At 48.7% G+C, this 22,043-nt stretch carries 18 protein-coding genes; 13 read left to right on the forward strand and 5 right to left on the reverse strand.

The annotated features are described in order from the left end of the window. The 4 genes from U2F10_RS33535 to U2F10_RS33550 all read left to right on the forward strand — a co-directional run. On the forward strand, positions 1-1,022 hold a 1,022-nt coding region (locus U2F10_RS33535; RefSeq protein WP_499874543.1), incomplete at its 5' end, for a Tc toxin subunit A-related protein. A gap of 404 nt (positions 1,023-1,426) precedes the next feature. Then, positions 1,427-3,724 carry a hypothetical protein gene (locus U2F10_RS33540; protein WP_499874544.1) on the forward strand — a complete coding sequence of 766 codons (2,298 nt, stop codon included), beginning with the start codon at positions 1,427-1,429 and terminating at the stop codon, positions 3,722-3,724. A gap of 122 nt (positions 3,725-3,846) precedes the next feature. Further along, positions 3,847-4,272 carry a hypothetical protein gene (locus U2F10_RS33545; RefSeq protein WP_499874545.1) on the forward strand — a complete coding sequence of 142 codons (426 nt, stop codon included), beginning with the start codon at positions 3,847-3,849 and terminating at the stop codon, positions 4,270-4,272. 552 nt (positions 4,273-4,824) lie between these two features. Continuing rightward, the gene (locus U2F10_RS33550; RefSeq protein ID WP_499874547.1) at positions 4,825-5,988 is read left to right on the forward strand and encodes a hypothetical protein; all 1,164 of its coding nucleotides are present in this window, start codon (positions 4,825-4,827) and stop codon (positions 5,986-5,988) included. Positions 5,989-6,323: 335 nt separating this feature from the next. Here the strand turns inward: U2F10_RS33550 and U2F10_RS33555 are convergent, their stop codons facing one another. Together U2F10_RS33555 and U2F10_RS33560 are read right to left on the reverse strand one after the other, a co-directional pair. After that, positions 6,324-6,956, reverse strand: coding sequence for a Uma2 family endonuclease (locus U2F10_RS33555; protein ID WP_499874548.1), 633 nt, complete (start codon positions 6,954-6,956; stop codon positions 6,324-6,326). Between the two features lie 262 nt (positions 6,957-7,218). After that, positions 7,219-7,590, reverse strand: coding sequence for a four helix bundle protein (locus U2F10_RS33560; RefSeq protein WP_499874549.1), 372 nt, complete (start codon positions 7,588-7,590; stop codon positions 7,219-7,221). A 138-nt stretch (positions 7,591-7,728) separates the two neighbouring features. Here U2F10_RS33560 and U2F10_RS33565 point away from each other — a divergent pair, with 138 nt between their 5' ends. From U2F10_RS33565 to U2F10_RS33580, 4 genes are all read left to right on the forward strand, one after another. Next, positions 7,729-8,760, forward strand: a complete 1,032-nt coding sequence (locus U2F10_RS33565; protein ID WP_499874550.1) for a GNAT family N-acetyltransferase — start codon at positions 7,729-7,731, stop codon at positions 8,758-8,760. 213 nt (positions 8,761-8,973) lie between these two features. Beyond that, positions 8,974-10,599, forward strand: coding sequence for a tetratricopeptide repeat protein (locus U2F10_RS33570; RefSeq protein ID WP_499874552.1), 1,626 nt, complete (start codon positions 8,974-8,976; stop codon positions 10,597-10,599). Positions 10,600-10,730: 131 nt separating this feature from the next. Further along, the gene (locus U2F10_RS33575) at positions 10,731-12,347 is read left to right on the forward strand and encodes a hypothetical protein (RefSeq protein WP_499874554.1); all 1,617 of its coding nucleotides are present in this window, start codon (positions 10,731-10,733) and stop codon (positions 12,345-12,347) included. 231 nt (positions 12,348-12,578) lie between these two features. Next, complete coding sequence (locus tag U2F10_RS33580) at positions 12,579-13,166, forward strand: alpha-ketoglutarate-dependent dioxygenase AlkB (protein ID WP_499874555.1); 588 nt, start codon at positions 12,579-12,581, stop codon at positions 13,164-13,166. A 4-nt stretch (positions 13,167-13,170) separates the two neighbouring features. On the opposite strand, the gene U2F10_RS33585 is transcribed toward U2F10_RS33580, so the two are convergent. Beyond that, positions 13,171-13,350, reverse strand: coding sequence for a hypothetical protein (locus tag U2F10_RS33585; protein ID WP_163661781.1), 180 nt, complete (start codon positions 13,348-13,350; stop codon positions 13,171-13,173). A 518-nt stretch (positions 13,351-13,868) separates the two neighbouring features. On the opposite strand from U2F10_RS33585, the gene U2F10_RS33590 reads away from it, so the two are divergent. From U2F10_RS33590 to U2F10_RS33610, 5 genes are all read left to right on the forward strand, one after another. Then, positions 13,869-14,162 carry a DUF6916 family protein gene (locus tag U2F10_RS33590; RefSeq protein WP_163666437.1) on the forward strand — a complete coding sequence of 98 codons (294 nt, stop codon included), beginning with the start codon at positions 13,869-13,871 and terminating at the stop codon, positions 14,160-14,162. A gap of 90 nt (positions 14,163-14,252) precedes the next feature. Further along, positions 14,253-14,768 carry a GNAT family N-acetyltransferase gene (locus U2F10_RS33595; protein WP_163666439.1) on the forward strand — a complete coding sequence of 172 codons (516 nt, stop codon included), beginning with the start codon at positions 14,253-14,255 and terminating at the stop codon, positions 14,766-14,768. 74 nt (positions 14,769-14,842) lie between these two features. After that, entirely contained in the window at positions 14,843-15,346 is a 504-nt protein-coding gene (locus U2F10_RS33600; RefSeq protein WP_163666441.1) for a phage tail protein, read from the forward strand. 12 nt (positions 15,347-15,358) lie between these two features. Continuing rightward, on the forward strand, positions 15,359-15,886 hold the full coding sequence (locus tag U2F10_RS33605; protein ID WP_163666443.1) for a phage tail protein: 528 nt from the start codon (positions 15,359-15,361) through the stop codon (positions 15,884-15,886). A gap of 17 nt (positions 15,887-15,903) precedes the next feature. Next, positions 15,904-16,434, forward strand: coding sequence for a phage tail protein (locus U2F10_RS33610; protein WP_163666445.1), 531 nt, complete (start codon positions 15,904-15,906; stop codon positions 16,432-16,434). A 271-nt stretch (positions 16,435-16,705) separates the two neighbouring features. On the opposite strand, the gene U2F10_RS33615 is transcribed toward U2F10_RS33610, so the two are convergent. Together U2F10_RS33615 and U2F10_RS33620 are read right to left on the reverse strand one after the other, a co-directional pair. Further along, positions 16,706-20,062, reverse strand: a complete 3,357-nt coding sequence (locus U2F10_RS33615) for a cadherin domain-containing protein (RefSeq protein ID WP_499874557.1) — start codon at positions 20,060-20,062, stop codon at positions 16,706-16,708. A gap of 693 nt (positions 20,063-20,755) precedes the next feature. Further along, complete coding sequence (locus U2F10_RS33620) at positions 20,756-21,769, reverse strand: ParB/RepB/Spo0J family partition protein (protein ID WP_499874559.1); 1,014 nt, start codon at positions 21,767-21,769, stop codon at positions 20,756-20,758. Positions 21,770-22,043 lie beyond the last annotated feature (274 nt).

Genomic DNA, 22,043 nt, shown 5'->3' on the forward strand with positions numbered 1-22,043 from the left:
AGTACACTCTGCTACGGGACCCTCAAGCCCCTGCCATGCTCATCCCCTGCTTTGACCTATTGCCTCAAGACGAACATTGGCTCAATCAACAAACAACATTTCTAGATACCCCAACGGCATATCCCGCAAGTGGCTTTACAGACTCTTCAAGAACATCGAGCCAGAATTTCACGTCTGGTAACCATATTTTCTACGGCCATTATCAACGGGGTAAAGACCATAGTCATCAGCTGCTTAGGGATACTGAAACCATTAGCCTTGTCGCTATCTCTCCCCAAGCAGCAATGCAACTAATGCAGGTCATTGCCACCCTGAGCCAGCTCAGCAGCAAACTGGTTACGGCAGCGGACATCAAAGCAGTGAAACATCTGATTGATCCCTCCAATGAAGCCACCCCCAATGTCCGCGTCAACTGGCGCGCCAACCAGCAAGTGGCCCTCTCCCATGTGGATCAATACACCGAAAACAACGGCATGTTTGAGCTGAACTTTGGCGATGAGCGCTATCTGCCCTTTGAAGGCACCGGGGCTGTCTCCAACTGGCGCTTAGAACTTAACGGCATGAAAGGGTCCTACAACCCGGCAGACTTGTTGGATGTCACCGTCAAGCTGCGCTATACCGCCAAGCAAGGCGGCAGCCGCTTTGCCAACGAAGTCAAAGGCGTACTGAAGCCGTACCATGCCACCAGCTTCTTTGACCTGGCCTATAACTTCCCCGATCAGTGGGCAGCCTTGACCAGCGGCGATGTGGATGAAGCCGAGATTACCTTTACCCGCGACATGTTCCCCAATATGAGCAGCAGCAAGATTATTGGCCTGTTTATGAACTATGAATACGCCGACGACCAAGGTGGAGCGATCTTTACCATCAACGATGATCTACAGGTGCCCAACAACACCTACCTGCAACCCCACACCATCAACGTGGGCCAAAACGGCAGCAGCTGGACCTTTATGCTTAAGGGCGATGGCAGCACCTTAAAGAATGCCGAGATGGTCCTGGTTTATAAAGCGAAGGTTTAGCTAGCATCGGTTCCCCTATAGCCCAAAGGGCATGCGCTAAAGCGTAGCGTAAGGGGAACCAACGGAGGGGTCTTCGGTCGTTAGCGCCAGTTATCCAGACCCCTCCCTGACGGTTCCCCTTGGCAAGGCTACGGTGTACACACAAGTACTGGAAACTAGCGTTTTCGGTTGCATTACCCCCTCTAACTCCCCCTTGGTAAGGGGGAGAACCGGATCTCCCCCCTTACCAAGGGGGAGTTAGAGGGGGTAATGCAGGATTTTGAACTCACTTCCGAGATGTGTATACACGGTAGCCTTGGCAAGGGGAACCAACACCAGGAGAACCTATCCCTCTCAAGAAACCCACCCCTCCCAGGAGGGGATCTGGAACAAATAAATCTCTCTAATCACCAAGAGGTGAGATTATGCCTAGTCAACGTACGAAAAAAATAAAACGTAAAAAGAAGCAAGATGCGCTTAAACGAAGCCAAAGCGCGAAGCTGCTCAAGGGTCGTGCCAGCCGTCGTCGCTTAACCCAAGGAGACAACAGTGATGGTTCAGGGGGAGTCTCTCGACGGTCCCGCAGTCAAAGCGCTCCCACATTAGGGCGGGTGGAAGCGCGACAGGCAAGAGCGAATGCCGTAGTCTCGCGAGGGTCAACAATTACGGTGGCAAAGCCGCCGGGGTTACGGCGACAAAAGGCTATTCAGGATGGCAGTCAGGCTCAGTCCGCCAAAACACCGAAGCCCAAAATCGACCTGGGCAAAGGACGGATGATCTATCCGGTCACTGAGGGGGGAAAAACAAAGTACCTGCCTGCTCGGAGTCAAGCCAGTGAGTTTGAAATCGAGGCGGGCAATTTTGTAGAAGATGAGTCGGTCCGCAGCGAGCCGGTGAATACCATTGCTGATGCATCAAACTTTGAGCAACCCACTGTCACCGATGCCAAGACAGGGCGCACATTATTTGCCACAACAACAAACAGTCCAGGTAACGAGAAAATAGAATATCTCCCGCGCCAGAGTGAGGCATCCCCACTGGAGTTAAGTGCTGGGAAATATATTCCAGAAAAATCTTCCACCGTCGGCGACGAATTAGATCAGCCCCCCAAAATTGACGACGATAACAACAATCGCAAACTGTTTGCCACTCAGGCGGCAGACGGCAGTATTCAATATGTGCCAAAAAAGAATCAGGCCACGGCCAAAGAACTGGCAAAAGGGCGATATTTAGAGGGATTTGCTGCCAAGGACCCGGTAAACAAGCTCAAAAATCCAGCGGACCTGAACGGCAAGCCTGCCACGACCACTGAAGCCAGAACAGGGCGGACGTTATTTGCAACCGCAGCATTGAGCAATACAGGCGAAGAGACCAAGACAGAATACCTGCCCCGACAAAGTGACGCCACCATAGAAGAACTCAATGCTGGCAAGTATATCCCGGAAAAAGTCTCGATTGCGGGGGAGGCACTAGACGAACCCTCCCAATCTGACCCAAATAATCCGGATCGCACGCTGTTTCCCATCGCAGGAGCAGATGGCAAAACTCAATATTTACCTCGTAAGAATCAGGCCACGGCCCAAGAACTGGCAGACGGCCAATATCTGGACGGATTTGCCGCAAAAGCTCCCGTCAATCGGCTGTTGGAGCCATCTGAGTTAGACGGAGACCGTCCTACGGTAACAGAGTTTCGTACGGGACGGACTGTATATGCTACAGCCGTACTAGACAGTGATGGTAACAAAATAAAAACAGAATATCTACCTCGACAAAGTGAGGCTACAATGGAGGAGCTTAATGCTGGGAAGTATATTCCAGAGAAAGCCTCAATCGCGGGGGAAGAGTTATTTCAACCACCCCGAAAGGACCCAGATAATCCGGAACGCAAACTGTTTGCGACAAAAGCTGTCGATGGTAGTGTTCAATATTTTCCAAAACAAAATCAGGCCACAGCTCAAGCGCTAGCAGAGGGGAGATATCTGGAGGGATTTGCCGCCAAAGATCCGATAAATACCATCGAAGATGCCTCGCAGTATAAGCGACCAACGGTCACAGAGTTTCCTTCGGGGCGAACGGTGTTTGCCACCACACTCACCAATGGGTTCGGGAAACAGAAGACGGAATATCTGCCCCTCCAAAGTGAGGCGACAGAGCAGGAATTGCTAACGGGGAAATATATCCCAGAGAAAAATTCGATGGTAGAGGAGGTGTTGAACAAGCGGCCTCGATATGACTTTGGTCAACGGCGGGATCTGTTTGCGGTGACCACCGATGATGGTAGTACACAGTATTGGCCAAAACAGAGTCAGGCGACGGCCAAGGAGCGTTCGGAAGGGCGATATGTGGAGGATGGGGCGATCAGTCTAACTGTTCCCCTAGGTCCGGCAAATGCGATGCGTAATGATGCACCAAGGTTTGATGTTAGGCACAATCGCAAGATTTTTGCGGTGATTACGAAAGAAGGAGAGACGCGATATGTACCGAGGAAAAGTGAGGCGACGGCTGAGGAGAGAGAGCTGGGGGGGTATATCCCGGATGATGTGTTGGACGAGCACCAGAGTAAGTTGCTTCGCACGGCTAACAAGGCAGATGAGGCTGAACGAAAGTTAAGTCGAAGCAACCGTGCGAAGAGTCTCTCCGATGGGGGCAATCGCAGTAAAGTTGATACGCCCCCCAAGCCCGACCAGCAGTCGTTGGATGTCACGGAACAGTGGGATGGCTGAAGCCCACCAGAGGGTAGCCATGACCTGTAACAGGCCGTGCTGGCCGATCTCCGGGCGCGTCATAATAACACATGCTGTTTGACAGCCCCCCGAAATGCCGCAGCAGATAGTGAGGAAGAACCATGAGCCCATCAACGCGGACTGCCGCGACAGAAAGTCAGGCGCGAATCATGGCCGGAATCGCTCACCGCACAGAAATGAATGCGAGGGCTGAGGCACGAAATCGGCCGAGGGATGCCTATGAACGGTCGTTGGCTTTTCCTGCGCCAACTGCCGACGATGGGATAACACAGAAACATCCAATGATTAGTCAGGCCGTGGCCAAGGCTCTTTCGGCAGGGCGAGATGTGGAGTATGGGGGCATCCCTCAACCGGCTCTCCTGGCTTCGGCCATTTCCACGCGTAATGAATTGCCACAATTTGAAGTTAGACACAATCGCATTTTTTTTGTTGAGAGACCAATGGATAGGAGGGTGCGAGATGTAACACGAAAAAAACCAGGAGATTTATACACGGTTATAGTGACTACCGCCAACGATAACTTGTAGAACAACACAGAGACATACAGGCGAGTCACCCATCACCGATAGACGCTCCATAAAGACGTGAAATTCATTTTGATTGCAGACCGTAAAAGCCACCCTACACGACAGGGTAGTCGGAGCTTCCCATGAAATAACGGGCATCCAAGGGCTAATTCAACACCCAACCGAGAAGCTAACACCAGACGACTCATCCCATATCGGCCCAAGGAAAGACATTAGACGACACACGCGATAGGAGACAACATGAGTAACCAAAATCGGACAACGAGATCTGGCGCAAGGCATTACAACCGACGTGCCTATAGACAAAATAAAAGGCTAGACCACGAAAAAAGAGTAAAAGAATCGCTGCCCTATTTCAATGCATCAGACAACGACAACGACACACAGGCAACGGACTACGAAGCATCTAAACCACCCCCCGTGTCCTATATCGACGACAACCAATCAGCGGACCAAGAAACGGGAAACCATCCACCCAAACAGGATTCAAATAGAACCGTAAATACTACTAAACCTAAGACTATAAGGGACCTTGGATACAGAGGCCTCACAATGGACGACATCCAGCGAATACGCGAAAAAAATCTGACGCCCGGGGCTAAAAAGCTCAAAGAAGAACTGTCCAGGCGAAGAAAAAAAAGGACCACACAACTTAAACAGAAGACGCGAGCCCAAGAACGCCCCAAGCATCGCAAGGCACCGGGCGGAAAAAACAAACGACGAGAATACCAGCGTAGACTTAATAATCGACGTAACGGAGCTAAGAGAGCAAACGCGAAGGACATTAAAACACACCAACAGACCGACACGACCAACAGCGGTAGCGGCACCGGTGGCTTTAACCCAATATATGATGACATGCAACAAGGGTCCGCACCCAAAGTCAACGACCATCAGTCATCACACAATGCGGCTCCACACCTCGATAATCCGACCGACAACAAACCCAGCCCTGAAACGGACTATGCTCCCCACCCTATTCAAGCACCCGTGACCGCACAACCGGCAACGATGTTGGTGCGGGAAGAAGAAGAGCAGGCGAGAACAACGCCCGACGAGGACGACGAAAAAAGCACAATGATACCAACACGACCTCAATTTGGATCGGCAGGACTCACTGGTTCTATGGAGCCACCCCACAACGAGCTACGCAGGCAAGCGAACGCATCCCTCAGACGTTCAATGTTCGGCACGGCGTCCCCACCCACGGAAATCGACCAACACGTTCAACGCCAATATCGACCATATGCCCCGACGATCGCCCGCCACTACAGCAAAAAAGCGGACAGAAGCCGCAGACCGCAAGCGAACCGTACCAACAACGCGTCACGAGACCACACAATATGGCGCAAACCTGCCAAGGAGAATGTGCAAAGCTTAGGAGCTCTGGTCGACAGTGCTTTGTACCACGCCGATTACGACGACGTTTTTGAGTTTAAAAAGGAAAACCATTCCAAACATTACACCCCGGCGGCATGGTTTAGTACCAGTTCCTCCGTCCACAAGGAGGAGGTTCTAAAGTTATTACGCGACAACTTAACGAATACAAACAACATTCATTACCGCGACCCCGACCGCTATAGTGTGGACATCTCACCAACAAGCGAGTACAGCGATGCCAATGCTAATTACAATCATATACTAATCAAATACGTCCCACATCGTAACGACCGCCCCCTAATTCAACATGTCGGCCCATCCACCTATAGGCGATAAGGGCAACCGAGGCCCGTCACCACAAAGCGTGCCGCGCTGCGACCGACCATATAGGGTACGTAACGCCCTGCCGTAAGGCAGGTAGGGTGCGGTAGGCCTTGCCATAACGCACCGCATCACCCAACAAAACCCCAACCGACCATGATGATAACAATCCATCTAACCCACCCCTAACCCACCCCCACCACCGATTCACATATGTCTCAATGCAGAGAGGGATAAAAAGTAAAAAGTAAGGAGTAACAAGTAAAAAGTTTAGGCAAAAGTAGCAAGTAAAAAGTTTGAGTAGATAGCGTTTTCTGTTTATAAACTTGTTACTCGCTACTTGTTACTTTTTACTTCCCCCTCGCCCCTCCCTCCCCCACCGCAAAAACCGCATCTGTCGTCAACGCTAGCTCAGGAAATATGCCAGAAACCAACCGCTCCCCAGCCAAAAATCGTCGCATCGTATACTCTTCCGCTTCAAGCTGACAAATCGTAATCGTTGGCTGTTTCGGCTTCCCAATATGCCGCACCGCACCCAAAGCCCGAAAATCCACGATCCAATATTCAGCAATCCCCATCGCCTCATATTCCACAAACTTATGACCATAATCATCCCGCCAGTTTGTACTAACCACCTCAACCACCAACGGAGCCGTTTCCCCCCGATGAATCACCGACGCCGTTGGCCAACGTGGCTCCTGCTGCAATAAATCACGATTCAGAATAACCACATCTGGCACATATCCTGAACCTTCCGAGCGAGGTTTAACCAAGCAAGTACGAGGAATCGAATAAGGCAGCTGATGCCGCCGAATTTCAAAACTTAACTCTGCACTGATAAAGCCAGCCACATCCTCATGAGGTCCGGTCGGTAACATCTCAACAGCACACCCCTCAATCAACTCAAACCGGCGTCCATCCTCCGGATACCACGCCAGGAAGTCCTCAAAGCTCATCGGATTTGGTATCCGCGCCTGAACCATAACCGTTTCACTGTCTATCTACGGTTTTAAGTCTATCTTAAGCCTGTAGGAGGGAGTAAAAAGTAAAGAGTAAAAAGCTGGGTGGGCTGGGTTATGAGGCAGTGAAAAGTAATAAGTGAAAAGTAACGAGTAAAAAGTTTAGGTAGGTAGAGTTTTCCGTTGATAAACTCGCCACTCGACACTTGTTACTTGCTACTCGTTACTTGCTACTTTCCACTCGACACTCGACACTCGCTACTTGTTACTTGCTACTCGCTACTTGCTACTCGTTACTCTTTTCTTTCAACGTCGTTATACTCGACACAAGAATCCTAATAATGCTATTCAATTCCGAAAGCATTGGCGAGAATTGTTGTTCAGAAACAATTCCAGACGTAATCAATAATTTGATCCAATAACGACACTCCGACGCCTCCTTTAGAGCAATCGAATACTTCGAAATAAAATCCTTACGCGACTGAGCAAATTCAGCCTCAGCACAATTCGCCCCAATACTCGTCCCAGCCCTCAAAAACTGCTTAGACAAAACCCTCCCAGCATCATCAAACGATCGTCTACTCAACTCCCCATAAGCCCTAACCACCCTAACCGCAAATAACTCAGACCTTTCCTGCACACTAACCCGATCGCTCATACCCCAATCCCATTACTTTTTACTTTTTACCCGTTACTTTTTACTCTTTACTTGCCACTTATCACTCCCCACCCGCTACCTCTTACTTTTTACTTTTTACTCGTTACTTTTTACTCCCACCCCACCCCCTCCCCCACCATGCCCTCCTCCTCCATCTCCCACCAAACCCTCAAAACCCTATACCAGAAACCCTTCAACGCCCAACAACGACACCAACACATCACCCACCTACGCAAAAAACTCTTCCCCAACCCCATCACCACCCTACCCACCACCACCATCCTCCTCCTAATCAAAGCCAGTCAGCACCTACAAGACTGGCCCCTAATCATCCACTGCTGCCAAGAATACCAAACCCGCCTCGACCGAGCCGACAACAACAAACCCTCTCGCAACAGCCTCAACAACCTACACCTACTCAGCCAAGCCTACCAACACCTCGGCCTGTACCCCCTAGCCCAACAAACCCTACAGCGAGCCATCAACCATACCGACCACCCCCCCCCAAACCTCCTCGACACCTACCAACAACTACAAAAACAAACCAAAACCCTACCCAACGGCATCGACACCCTACAGGCCGACCCACTTATTCTCACCCCCCTCCAAAGCCACCACCAAGACAACTTTCTCTGGCAATACGCCGACCCCACCATCGCCGAGCTGTGCAACCTACCCGACTTCAACAACCAAGACGAAGACTGGCAACAATGGCTCCACACCAACCAAACAACCACCAAACACCTGTTCGCCGTCAACCACCGCCACTGGGGCCTGATCGGCTCCGTCGGCCTCGAACACTTCAAACACATCGGCTTTTTCCACTACTGGCTCGGCCAAAACTTCCAAGGCCAGGGCCACGGCCCCCAGTCCGTCACCACCCTGCTCAACTGGGCACATCGTTACTTAGGTCTACGCTGCTGCTACGCCACCACCTATCGCCACAATATCCCCTCCCGCAAAGCCCTCGCCAAAATTGGTTTTCAACCCATCCCCCTAAAAGTAGTCCTCCCCAACAACCCAGCCTATGAAGAAGATATATTCTATCGAGGCAACCAGAAAAGCGACAGGGCCTTATTTGCTGAGATTAATCGACTTTTTATAGCACGCGATTTTGAAGGACAAGTGGTACCGGTGGGGAGGAGGAGAGGGGTTGGATTAGCGGCGTGAGAGGGAAAGTAAAAAGTAGCAAGTAGAGAGTAACAAGTTTGTATGCAGAAAACCCAGTCCAGCTAACTTATTACTTTTCACTTGTTACTTTCCCACAACGCCAACCCATTACTTGTTACTTCTTACTTTTTACTCATTACTTTTCTCCCAACGCCAACCCATCCAACTTTTTACTCTTTACTCTTTACTTTTTACTCTTTACTTCCCACTCCCATGGCCCACTGCATCGGCAAAAAACGAAAACGACACTCCAGACACCGTACCCAAAACGGCTACGCCGCCAGCCACGACCACCGAGGCTACTGCATCGAAAAATCTCAGCCATTTTCCCAGTCTCTGTTATGGACCCTGCAGCGTGACTACTTCACCCAGCGAGGCATCAACGCCTGGTCCCAGGGCGAAGTGCCCCATTACATCACCAGTAACCCCACCATTGCTACCGCCTACGCAGAAATTGTTTTTGCCCACTGGCAAGATCAAAGCCAGCACATCACCAGTGCTCAGCCCTTCTATCTATGTGAACTGGGTGCAGGCTCCGGACGCTTTGCCTTTCAGTTTCTCACCCACCTTACCCAGCTCTGCCAGCAACACCAGCTGCCCCTCACCCACTTCCGCTATATCCTGACCGATTTTGCCCAGGCCAACCTTGATGCCTGGAAGCGTCATCCTCAGTTTCAATCGTTTTTCCAACAGGACATCCTCGATACCGCCCGTTTTGATATCAACAACGACGACCACCTTACCCTGCAACACAGTGGCCAAACCATCAGACCCGGTACCCTTGAACGCCCCCTGGTGGTCATTGCCAACTATCTCTTTGACAGCATCCCCCAGGACCTGTACTACATCAACAACGGTGAGATCCACACCTGTCTTGTCTCCCTATTCTGCCAACAAAATCCCCAAACCCTTGACAAGGCAAAGCTGCTGGAGCACATCGAACTCCACTACGACTACCAACCCACCGATCTCAGCCGGTTAGACCCCACGCTGCAATCCCTGCTGCACCACTATAAAAATCGCCTCACCGACACCCATCTACTGGTGCCCAACATTGGCTTTCTCTGCCTCAAACGCCTGCAGGCACTATCCCAGCAAGGACTGCTGCTGCTCTCCGCTGACAAAGGTAAACTCGACCTCAGCCACCTCCAGGGCAATCGCCCCCCCAGGTTAGTCACCCACCACGGCTGTTTCTCCCTTAGCGTCAACTACGGCCTATTCCAAACCCTTTGCCAACAGCAGGGAGGCATTGCCCTGATACCGACCACCCACCACAGCCTCTGCGTCATCGCCCTGATCATGGGTCAGCACCCAGAGCACTACCACCACACCCAGTGGGCCTATGAGCACTACATCCAAACCTTTGGCCCCGACGACTTTTTCCGCATTACCAAACACGTACACAACACTCTGGACCAAACAACAGTGGCCGACATTCTGGCTTACCTACGCCTCAGCCAGTACGACAGCCATCAATTTAACCGCTACCTCCCCCGGCTGCAGCAGCTTATCCCCGATATTACCCCCCAGGAACAAACCGCCCTCCTAACCACCATCGATCAAGTCTGGCAGCGCTACTTCCCCATCGGCGAAAACAACGACTTTGCCTTTAACCTAGCCAGTTTCTGCTATCAACTCCAAGACTACCAACGAGCCCTAACCTACTTCGAACAATCACTACAACTCCACGGCCCAAAAATTAACACCCTGCTCAACACAGCCCTATGCAGCCAGCACCTAAACCAAAACCACCGAGCAAACACCCTCCTCAAACAAATACTCAACCAAGACCCCAACCACAAACAAGCCAACAAACTACTAGCCAACATAAATAGTTAGAAACCATCCCCTAACTTGTTACTCGTCACTCGTTACTCGTTACTTGTTACTCGTTACTTGTTACTCGCCACTTTTTACTTGTTACTTGTTACTCGTTACTCATCACTCGTTAATTCCCCCCCTCCCCCACCATGACCACCACCACCTTTTCCACTCGCACCGCCTGGGAAGCCGAAATAAAAGACAACCCATTAACCATAGAAACCTTCGCCTCCGAGCGTCCTCGCCCGTTAATTTATAACGATACCAATACCGTCGGTGTTCTAGAAATAGAGACCATACGACCGACGGGCGCGACGGGCAGTATGGTGATCATCGACGCCACCAACTCCCATGCATTTAACACCACCAACGCCTTTTACTTGGGTCTTGATGGTAATCCCCAGGCATCCCTGACTATTCACTTCCCTAAACCTGTTTTAGCCTGGGGGGCAAACTACTCAGCTCCCAAGTCCGTAGGTGACTCAGCCCAGGCCACCTTTAACGAGGATACCTATGACTTTCCGGCCACAAATTCTGAGGGCTTTATTGGGTTTGTTAGTGATACGCCTATTTCCTCTGTTGTGATCCAGAATCCTGGCAGCAGCTTTGCCACCCTGGTGCTGGATGATTTCTCATTTATTACCGGCCCCCGCATTACCAGCCCCATCGACGGTGCGATTGTCACCGCAGGAGAGTCTGTAGTCTTTTCCGCCATTCCCGCCGAGGTTACTGACCCCATTTGGACCTCCAGCATCGATGGTGTGCTAGGTAGCGGTACCAGCCTTTCGTCAGATTTGCTCTCGACCGGTATTCATCAGATCACCATTACCGATGGCTCCTCTGAGTCAACCTTCCTGCTGGCCGTGCTGAGCGTATCCCAAACGGGGCAGGGGGACCCTGGGGACCAGGGTCCCCAGGGTGAGAAAGGTGAAACCGGAGCCCAGGGTCCCCAAGGTGAACAAGGTGAGAAAGGTGAAACCGGAGCCCAGGGTCCCCAAGGTGAACAAGGTGAGAAAGGCGAAACCGGAGCTCAGGGGGCTCAGGGTCTCCAGGGTGAGAAAGGCGAAACCGGAGCTCAGGGGGCTCAGGGTCTCCAGGGTGAGAAAGGTGAAACCGGAGCTCAGGGGCCAGCCGGTGTTATTGATGCTGAAACCCTGGCCAGCTTACAAAGTGCGATCGCAATCCTGGAGCAACGGACTGAATGCCAGCGTATATTTCATGTCCTAGAATTTGCCGGTGCGTTACAGCTAATGCCAGATGAGGAATCAGAGCAGGATTATATTGAACTTAATCAGGCCACGGCGGAAAGACTGAAGATTGATGTTGACGACGCCATCAGCTGTATTGCAGACATCACAAATCTTTCAGTCCAGCTAAGCGAAACAGAAATACCCCTTGATCTTGAAGTCACCCTGGTCAGGACAGATAAACAACGGGTACTCACCGTAATAGAGAATAACACCCAGATATCTGAGGATGAGATTGATGATTGCGAAATTACGATTGCTGCCAATCTTCCTGAGAATAGCCCTTGGTTGGATAAGGTAAACAGTATGGAAGTTAATCTAAATGATGGTCAAATTGTAAGAACTGAAAATGCTCCCCCCTATAGCCTATTTGGCAAGAAAAACAGTAAGTCCATTGGTGGAGAAGAATTCCTAAATGAGGGTACCCATACAATTACGTTTACCCTATTTTCTGAAGAGGAGCTAGGAGGAACCGAGCTAGGAACAGTCACTCGAACGTTTACTGTTACCGATGATTAAAATTTGCCAAACTCCAGTGCATACTCTAATTGCTCAAGAATTAACCGTACTACAAGCTCTTTAGACTAAAAAGAGCTTTGTAAGCAAGTATTCATTGCTTCAGCCATAACCTTTGGAATTTATAAAATTCTTATCTCTTAACCACAATGTTAGTACGATAGGGCCTACTGGACATAGGTCAAATTTCGGTGTGACGTTGCACCGAGGCGAGATTATGCAGATATCAAACTAATGAAACTACTGTCCATAGACTGTGAAGCGTTTTATGATGCTGATTTTTTAGGCAGAACCAAAGCGAAGTCACTTTTTGACGAGATTATCTCTAGCTTTGATGTTACCAACAAGACTGTCAAAATGGCCGATGGGAGCGAGCAAATCACTGAACTAGGCACTTACCTATTTGCTGACGCGGAACTAACTTCATTCGAAGCTTTTCCAAAAGTATGGGGTAAACGGTCAGCTTGGCCTCAGACCCTGGCAAATGTGCGAGACTGCATTGAGCGGAAGACAGGTGTTCGATTTCAGGTAGCGCGATGTGTGTATTACCAAAGTGGTAGCAAAAGTATGGGCTTTCATAGAGACTTGCCAGCCTATGGAGATACATCTGCGATCGCATCCCTCAGCCTTGGAGCCGAACGGGAATTTATCTTCCGCAAGACTACCAACCCTAACGAAAGTTTTGCTATTCCCCTTGCCTCGGGCAGTCTGCTCTTTATGGGCAAAGGCTGCCAGGAAAATTATGAGCATGCGTTGATTGCAGATCCCCAATGCAATCAACCTCGTTTAAATCTCACTTTTAGGAAATATGGTTGGGGATAGAGTTTCAAGGATGATAATAGCCTTCACTCAGACCAATCCCATTCACATAGCTGGTGACCCCAGACGGTTGAGTCGTTAAGAGTACCCCCCATAGCAGCAGGACAAACCACTCGAAACTAGCTTCACGGCTAAAGACTGGACGGAATGTTAAAACTATTTGCTCTATGCGCTCATATAACTCCATAATAAAACCGGCTGATTGGTATGATTTCAGCCAGTTTCGGACATTCCTTGCCAGTTGGCTACAGGGATGTTCTTTTTCTAGAAATTCTCATCTGGTGGAGATTAACTTCGCACTGTCCAGTTCTGTAAATGGAAGTATTATTCTCCCAAAATGCTAGATACAATTCCAAAATAGTGAATTGTATTCAGCCATTCTGACAGTGCAATTATGACGAATTTAATAAACTCTGCCGTTTCTCTCAGTGATCGTATTCAATTACCCCCTGTCTTTCGATCTTTTTCTCTATTTCCCATGGTGTTTACATCCCTCAATTTATTCGACCAAGTGGGGGAAAGTCTCAGTTTTGTTTTGTTATTACAAACTCAATTCAACAAGGTACAAATATCAGTAAAGTAGAGTAATGAAATTTAAATTTAAGCTTTGTTGTCAGCTAGAATACGATAGCTTGATAGTTACCTAGGTAAATTTGCGTAGCACGCAGGAGTTCAAAAGATCAATACTACGAGGAATAAGCTCCGATGTTCAAAACGCTGACATTATCTGATTTTTCATCCACAGTTGGTAGTTCGTTTCAAGTCTGTCCTGAGCCTGATACTTCTTTGCAATTAGAGTTGTTGGAAGCTGTTGAACTAAGTTCGTCTTCAAGCGCTCGCTCTGAATCATTTTCCCTTCTGTTTAAGGGGCCGAGTGATGTTGTGTTACCTCAAAAGCTTTATTCCATGAACCATTCAGATCTAGGTGATCTGAGTATCTTTCTAGTACCTGTGGCCGGTGCATCAGATGGAATACGTTACGAAGCGATCTTTAACTGATTTCGATCCTTTCTTATGGGGGCGCACAGTCTTGTGCTCCTACGTCCTTGCCAGGCCAAGCCTATTCCACACAAACAACATCGATAACCTATGGTTTATGTCTCAGCAGACCCATTGCTAAAAGGAGAGGCGATTGCTCGTTACGAGCTTACACTGCGACCCATCGCCGATGCCGATCAACCTTTTCTCAGGCAGGTTTATAACAGCACTCGCGAGGAAGAATTGGCTGTTGTTCCTTGGCAAGAGGAACAAAAACAGGCATTTTTAGAGTTTCAGTTCAACGCCCAACATACGTTTTATCAGAACAATTTTAAGCAGGCTCATTATTGGGTTATTGAGCAATCAAGTGCACCGATAGGCCGACTATATTTAGATCGACGCGCTGATGAAATTTGCATTATCGACATTGCTTTGTTGCCCGCCTATCGCGATTGTGGCATCGGCACAGCTTTGTTGAACACAATCTTGGCGGAAGCACAGGCTAGAAATCAGCCTGTCAGGATTCATGTGGAGCCCAACAACCGTGCTCTAAACCTTTATCACCGCCTTGGATTCAGGCAAATAGGAGATGCAGGTGTTTATAACCTGATGGAATGGACACCTTAAGGTTGATTCCTTTTCTCTTAGGGCCTAATGCCCACATGTCAACAACATGTCAATTTAAACCAGGAGATCACGTTATGAGTGAACCTTTTTTAGGGGAAATTAAGATGTTTGGCTTTAACTTTCCCCCAAGGGGGTGGGCCAAGTGCGATGGGGAGACCTTAGCGATTAATCAAAATCAATCACTGTACTCCCTATTAGGCACGACGTACGGTGGCGATGGTCGGACCTCTTTTGCCCTACCAGGCTTACGGGGACGGGTGCCCATCGGCTTTGGCAGTGGTTATCCCCAGGGGCAACGGAGCGGTGAAGAAGGTTCCACCCTGACAACATCTGACATGCCATCCCACACCCACACGGTTCAGGCAACGAGCGCTGATGCTTCGGGCACTACCCCAATCGATCAGGTCTTAGCCCACACTGCCAACGTAAACATTTATGCAGATGCCGCAAATCTGGTTTCTCTAAATTCAAATACGGTTGGTTCTGCCGGTGGTGGGCAGGCTATCGATAATATGCAGCCCTTCCTTGCGGTCGAATTTTGTATTGCTCTGACGGGTACATTCCCTCCACGTAATTAAGGAGATTAATTCATGGTAACACCCTATATCGGCGAGATTCGCATGTTTGGGGGCAATTTTGCCCCTGTTGGTTGGGCCCTATGTGATGGTTCACTATTGTCGACTCAGCAAAATGACGCCTTGTTCTCACTGCTCGGTACCATCTATGGTGGCGATGGCCGTACTACGTTTGGGCTACCCGATCTCCGGGGGCGAGTGCCTATGCATTATGGCGAGGGACCAGGGCTCACCAATCGTCCTATTGGAACAAAATCAGGCGTAGAAACAGTCACTCTTACGGCTAGTAACATCCCCAACCATACCCATGTCTGGCAGGCTTCCAGCAATTCTGCTACCGACACTGTGCCAACTGGTAAAGTTCTTGCCACGGCTCCTGATGCCCATCCTATCTATGCCGAAGATGCTTCAGGCACTAGTAGTATGTCATCGTCAGTGATTGCTAGCAGTGGAGGGAGTGCTTCCTCAGTGAACAACCTCATGTCCTTCCAGGTCATTAACTTTATTATTGCCCTTACGGGTATCTATCCAACCCAAACGTAATTAGGAGATCCACTACCATGGCAGAACCATTTATTGGCGAGATCAGACTTTTTGGCGGTACCTACGCCATTCGGGGTTGGGCATTTTGTAATGGGTCAACCGTGAGTATTAGTCAAAACCAGGCCCTCTTTGCCGTACTTGGCACCACCTTTGGTGGGGATGGCCGTAACACCCTTGGTCTACCCAACCTCCAGGGCAGAGCTCCCGTTGGCATGGGTCAAGGACCAGGCCTTAATCGTTACAACATTGGGCAACATGGAGGCTCTGCCACAGTGACTCTCACGGAGAGCAACATGCCTTCTCATACCCATCAGGCAGCAGCAGTAGAAGTACCAACCGCTTTTGGTGGATCAACAACTGCATCCAACAATATTTTGGCCCAGCCAGATATCAACATCTATGGCAGTGCCACTAGCCCTGTTGACATGGCAAGTAGCAGCCTGAGTTCAGTCGGTTCTGACTCGTCGAGTACGGTTGATAATGAACAACCCTACTTAAGCCTCAATTTTCTCATTGCCCTTACTGGTATCTTTCCAAGCCGGGGCTAAAGCCTTCTTTGGAAAAATACACGCAATGACAGCAGGTTAGCGCCTCAGAACGCTAACCTGTTTTTTGACTGAAAGCAAACGGTAGGCTATTTGCCATATCCATTGAGGTGCAACGTCATGCGCCCTTTGAAGTGAGGCACGTGAGCACGACGACGTGAATCTTAGTAAGAAACCGTCGCTGGTTTAGACCAGCGACGGTTTCTTGTTAGCTGCCCAGAGATTATCTAACCCATGCTGATCAGGTCAGATAATACAGCTGATTTAGAGCGACCTAAAAAGATACACCAAAGTTGACGTTATTGCCAAATTGCCCCACCGAATCACCATTATTTAATCCGGAAATATCGGCCAGGGCTTGGGCAACATTTACGACGGCATTTGCACCACTATCAATGAAGAAGATGTCTGCTTCAAACGGGAGATTACCAGTGCCGGTGGTGCCATTGTCACTCTGCATGTTGTTGCCAGTCACACTGATATTTAACGTGGCATTGTCCTCCGCATTCAACGCCAAACTAGCATTGTTGGCAATACTCGGTGCTATTGCTGACGGCACACTATTGTTAGTCACCGTGGCATTAATGGTACCGTTATTCTCTGAGTCAATCAGAATATGGAAGTTACCGGTACCATCAACGGTGTTGTTGTCGACTAAGACATCGAGAACACCTGCAAAGTTTATGACCTCAATGCCTGAACCGGCCCCTAGCGTGCCAGTATCGGCATCAATGTCGTTGTTACTGATCGTCGCCGTCACACCATCGCCACTATTTTCAAGCCGCAGCACATCGGCACCACTTGAGGTGCCACGATCAATCGTATTGCCGGTGATATTAACAATGGCATTGTTAGCATTGTTGTCAATCAAGAACCGGGTCAGGTTTGTTCCTGTTGGATTGACTGGAGTCAGGGTGTTATTCAGGATGTTGAGTGTGGCACCAGCCGTGTTGTTTGTAATCGCAAGATTACTTCCGTTGTTACTAAAGACCACATCCTCAAGGGTCAGGCTACCGACATTGGAGCCAGTAATATCGCCGTCAACGTCAATCCCCTGCACCGTATTACTCGACGCCAGGCCAATATCACCGGTGATTGTCGGTCGATTGGCGTTAGCCCCAGAGATCAGAGTGGTGCCACCAACCACTAAATCGGTTGTTTGACCCAATAGGGACTGACCATTCTCCAGAGTAATGCCGCTACCATAGGAGCCATCCAGGACGTAGATGGTATCGCCAGCACCATCAAGGCCGTCGCTGCTACCGCCAGTGTTAATGGGAACTAGGCTATTGAACGGGTTCCCTGACGTGCCATCGCCGCCAGCTGCTGCATCATCGTCAACATACCAGATGCGATCGCTACTCACATTAATCGTCGCCGTTGCCGTGCTGCTACCGCCATTGCCATCTAAGACAGTAAACGTGAAGGTATCGGCAACGCTGGCATCGCCTGCCTCAGGAGTATAGAAGAAACTACCATCGGCATTAATGGTAACGCTTCCACCCTCCGTAGTAGTCTTCGTCTCCTCAAGAACAGACAATGTATCACCGTTGGCATCTGTCGCACCGGTAAGCAGGCTAGTTGCACTGGTTACAGAGGCCACCTCATTACCAGGAATATCTGCACCGGCAACCTCTAGCACCGTATTACCAAAGGTGGAATAGGACTGATTCTGGGCAACAGGATCCACATTTTCAACCACATCGGTAACCGTGATAGCAATGTCTTGAACATCCGTTAAACCACCCGAGTCAGTTGCGGCGACCTGAATGTCGTAGACGTTATTGCCACCAGCATCTCCAGGATTCTCAAAATCAGGTGCTGCATTGAACGTGACTACACCAGTATCAGCATCAATGGAGAACAGGGCTTGATCGGCACCACCTGTGAGGCTATAGGTCAAGCCTGAGCCTTCAGAGTCATTATCATCGGTCGCATTGACATCAATTGCACTCGTCTGTTCCTCCTCAACGCTTGCAGTCGCCGAACTCGTGATGGTGGGTGCTGCATTCTCAGCTACATCCGTCACACTAATGACCAGGTCTTGCGTATCGGTCAAACCAGAAGAATCTGTAACCGTAACCTGAAGCTCATAGTCATTGTTGCCATTGGCATCAACAGGCGCTTCAAAATCTGGCGCATTGGTAAAGGTAACAACACCACTGTTGGCATCAATCGAGAACAAGGCTTGGTCTGCTCCACCACTCAGGCTATAGGTCAAGCCAGATCCTTCGGAATCATTATCATCCGATGTCTCCACATCTATCGCACTGGTCTGATTCTCGGGAACGCTAGCCGTGGCTGAACTCGTAATTGTCGGTGCTGCATTCTCAGCTACATCCGTCACACTAATGACCAGGTCTTGCGTATCGGTTAAACCAGAAGAATCTGTAACCGTAACCTGAAGCTCATAGTCATTGTTGTCATTGGCATCAACAGGCGCTTCAAAGTCCGGCGCATTGGTAAAGGTAACAACACCACTGTTAGCATCAATGGAGAACAAGGATTGGTCTGCTCCTCCACTCAGGCTATAGGTCAAGCCAGATCCTTCGGAATCGTTATCATCCGATGTCTCCACATCTATCGCACCGGTCTGATTCTCGGGAACACTAGCCGTGGCTGAACTCGTGATGGTGGGTGCTGCATTCTCAGCTACATCCGTCACACTAATGACCAGGTCTTGCGTATCGGTCAAACCAGAGGAATCTGTAACCGTAACCTGAAGCTCATAGTCATTGTTGCCATTGGCATCAACAGGCGCTTCAAAATCTGGCGCATTGGTAAAGGTAACAACACCACTGTTGGCATCAATCGAGAACAAGGCTTGGTCTGCTCCTCCACTCAGGCTATAGGTCAAGCCAGATCCTTCGGAATCGTTATCATCCGATGTCTCCACATCTATCGCACTGGTCTGATTCTCGGGAACACTAGCCGTGGCTGAACTCGTAATGGTTGGTGCACTATTAGAGCCGCCGTCATCAAAGATAAAGTCATCCTCAGTTAACTTATTAGGACGAATTCCTACAAGTTTTGCCAATCTCTCACCATCATTCGGGTCGCCTGGTTTATCAATGCGAATCTCTGAACTGAATTTACCGTGTTTGCGGATATCCAAATCCTCAAAGGTGAGACCGCCCTCTAACTGAATTTTATCTTGTCCATCCTTAAAGTCTGTTAGTACGTCAAATCCATTGCCAGGAGCTAGCAAAACAATATCTGAGCCTTTACCAAGATGGATAACGTCGTTACCTAATCCACCATCCAGAAGATCGTTACCTGAACCACCAAGCAGTAAGTCATTACCATCACCGCCGCTGAGATTGTCATTGCCACCATCCCCCCAAAGTGAATCCGCACCCTCACCGCCAAAGAGCCAGTCGTGGCCTTTACCACCTAGCAATACATCATTACCAACACCGCCCTCTAATTTATCGGTTCCTCTACCACCGGAAAGCCAGTCATTACCAATTCCACCTTCCAGTAAATCGGCCCCGGCCATCCCTTTGAGGCGATCATTACCACCCAGACCAAACAGTTGATCGTTTAAGTTGGTACCATTCAAGACGTTATTGCCACCATCTCCGGTGAGGACAACGCCATTGACTTCTGGGTTAAAAACTCCGTCAGACATTTACTTAGTCTCCTAAAGCAGTTAAAAAATAAGTGAGTAATCTTTTCTGATGCAGTCCCGTGGCTAGATCATTGCAACGTTGTTTGAACCTATCTTACTTACGTCAATGACCTCACTATCGCGAAAACTTCTAGCAGAAAACATCCTGAAATGTTCAGGTTTGTTCAGATAAAAGTTCAGATTTATTCAGGTGTTATAAACATGTGTGATTTGTGTCAATCTATGGGGTTAACACAAATCACACTTAGCAATTGATTAGTAGGTAGCCATCAAAGGTAACCGTCCAAAAAGAAACTAGACGCAATTTGAGTCAGACCATTACAAGAACATAATACAGTCTTTCCTCAGTGAAAAAGGCTGGCTATTCCTTGACAGCCAGCCTCTTATAAGAGAGTCTCTACCTAAGTACGTTTTTTACCCTAAGTCTCTCCTCAGATTTGGCATCTGATGAATGGCATTGCCCTATTCCATATCCAAATAATAATTTACTCAACAAAGGCTCTAAGAGAGATACATGCTCAGCATACAAATCTGCATCACTCAAGTTACTTCACTAATAGACAACTTAAAATAGTTACTAACCATCAAGTTGACAAGAGATTGAGCACTACAATCAATAGCATTGACAGCATTTGACCTTCAAATCAGGCATCTATCAAAGTATCTTAAACATCCTTATTGCACGCCTTAAAACTATTCACCAGCATTCTTTAAAAAATCATCTAATGTCTGTAGAATAGTCTCAAGCTGATGTCGTTGATCTTGATTGAGCTGTTGTTCAACCTTATTTATCTGTTGAGCGACAACTTTTAGTTGATGACCAAGAGAGACTGAAGCTTGTTTAATCGGTTCAGATACTTCTGCTCTTAATGCTTTCACCCTCTGCTGCACCCACCGAAATGATGTAGACTCTCGGTTTAAGATCTCCTCCAGCAATGCCTGACGCACTGTTGTATCCTTAAGCTTATGCATCTCTAAAGCAATTGACCACGAGATTTGTCCCTTCAGGTGAGCTTGAATCAGTTCATTCGGTAGGAAAAGACTACGCAAGTTTCGGGTTCGAAACGTTTGTAGTTCAATATCAAAGGACCGCAGCACTGCTTCAATATTTTGCAATTCTTGGCTTGGTGCAACGTCACACCGGGAACGTTTATCCGGATGCCCTTCTGTTCGTATAATTTTAGAGGCTTGAGCTTGACTGAGTCCATAACGCATCTCGATCAATCGCAAGATGGCCATAGTTTCCTCTAATTTGCTGAGATCAACTCGTTTAATGTTCTCAATCAGCGAAAACTGTAACGCCTCTTCATCACTAAACTGATTTACCAAACAGAGAACTTTTTTAATCCCTGCTTTTTTAGCAGCTCGCCAACGACGTTCCCCTGCAATCAGCTCATATCGCTCAGTATCTAACGGTCTAACATTGAGTATCCCCTTAAAGCCATTCTCTCTAAAATTCTTGGCCAGGCTATCGATTTCCGACTCATCAAAATACTGACGCGGTTGCAATGTTCCAGATTGAATATTCGCAACAGCTATCCACTGCTCCATAGACACATTATCTAATCGTCTTTCATTTAAGCATTGTTTGTCACCCTCAATTTCCCTCTGACTTTCAACAATAGGGAATATGAGACTATCACTCTGTCCATCGGGTAGCTGAACAGTAGAACTCGTAGATAAAGTATTTAGATCGTCTTTAAGCATTTTTCGGTTTCCTGGCTGGCCATCGTTAGGTTTTCATTGATTTCAAGAACAACGCCATGGTGAAAGATGTGCACTCTACTCACCAAAATTGCTAAAGTAAAATACAAACTCTGATAACTCACATCCCCAATATGCCGAATAGTGAGAGCAGAAAAAATACCGATAAGTTGAGGTTTATTCAGGTAAAAGTTCAGGTAAAAGTTCAGGTTTATTAAGTAATTAGAGGGATGAGTGACTGCAATCATGACGCCAGATTGCTCAGATCACCGTTTTC

Source organism: Leptothoe sp. EHU-05/26/07-4 (assembly GCF_043421015.1).
Lineage (GTDB): Bacteria > Cyanobacteriota > Cyanobacteriia > Phormidesmidales > Phormidesmidaceae > Leptothoe > Leptothoe turfae.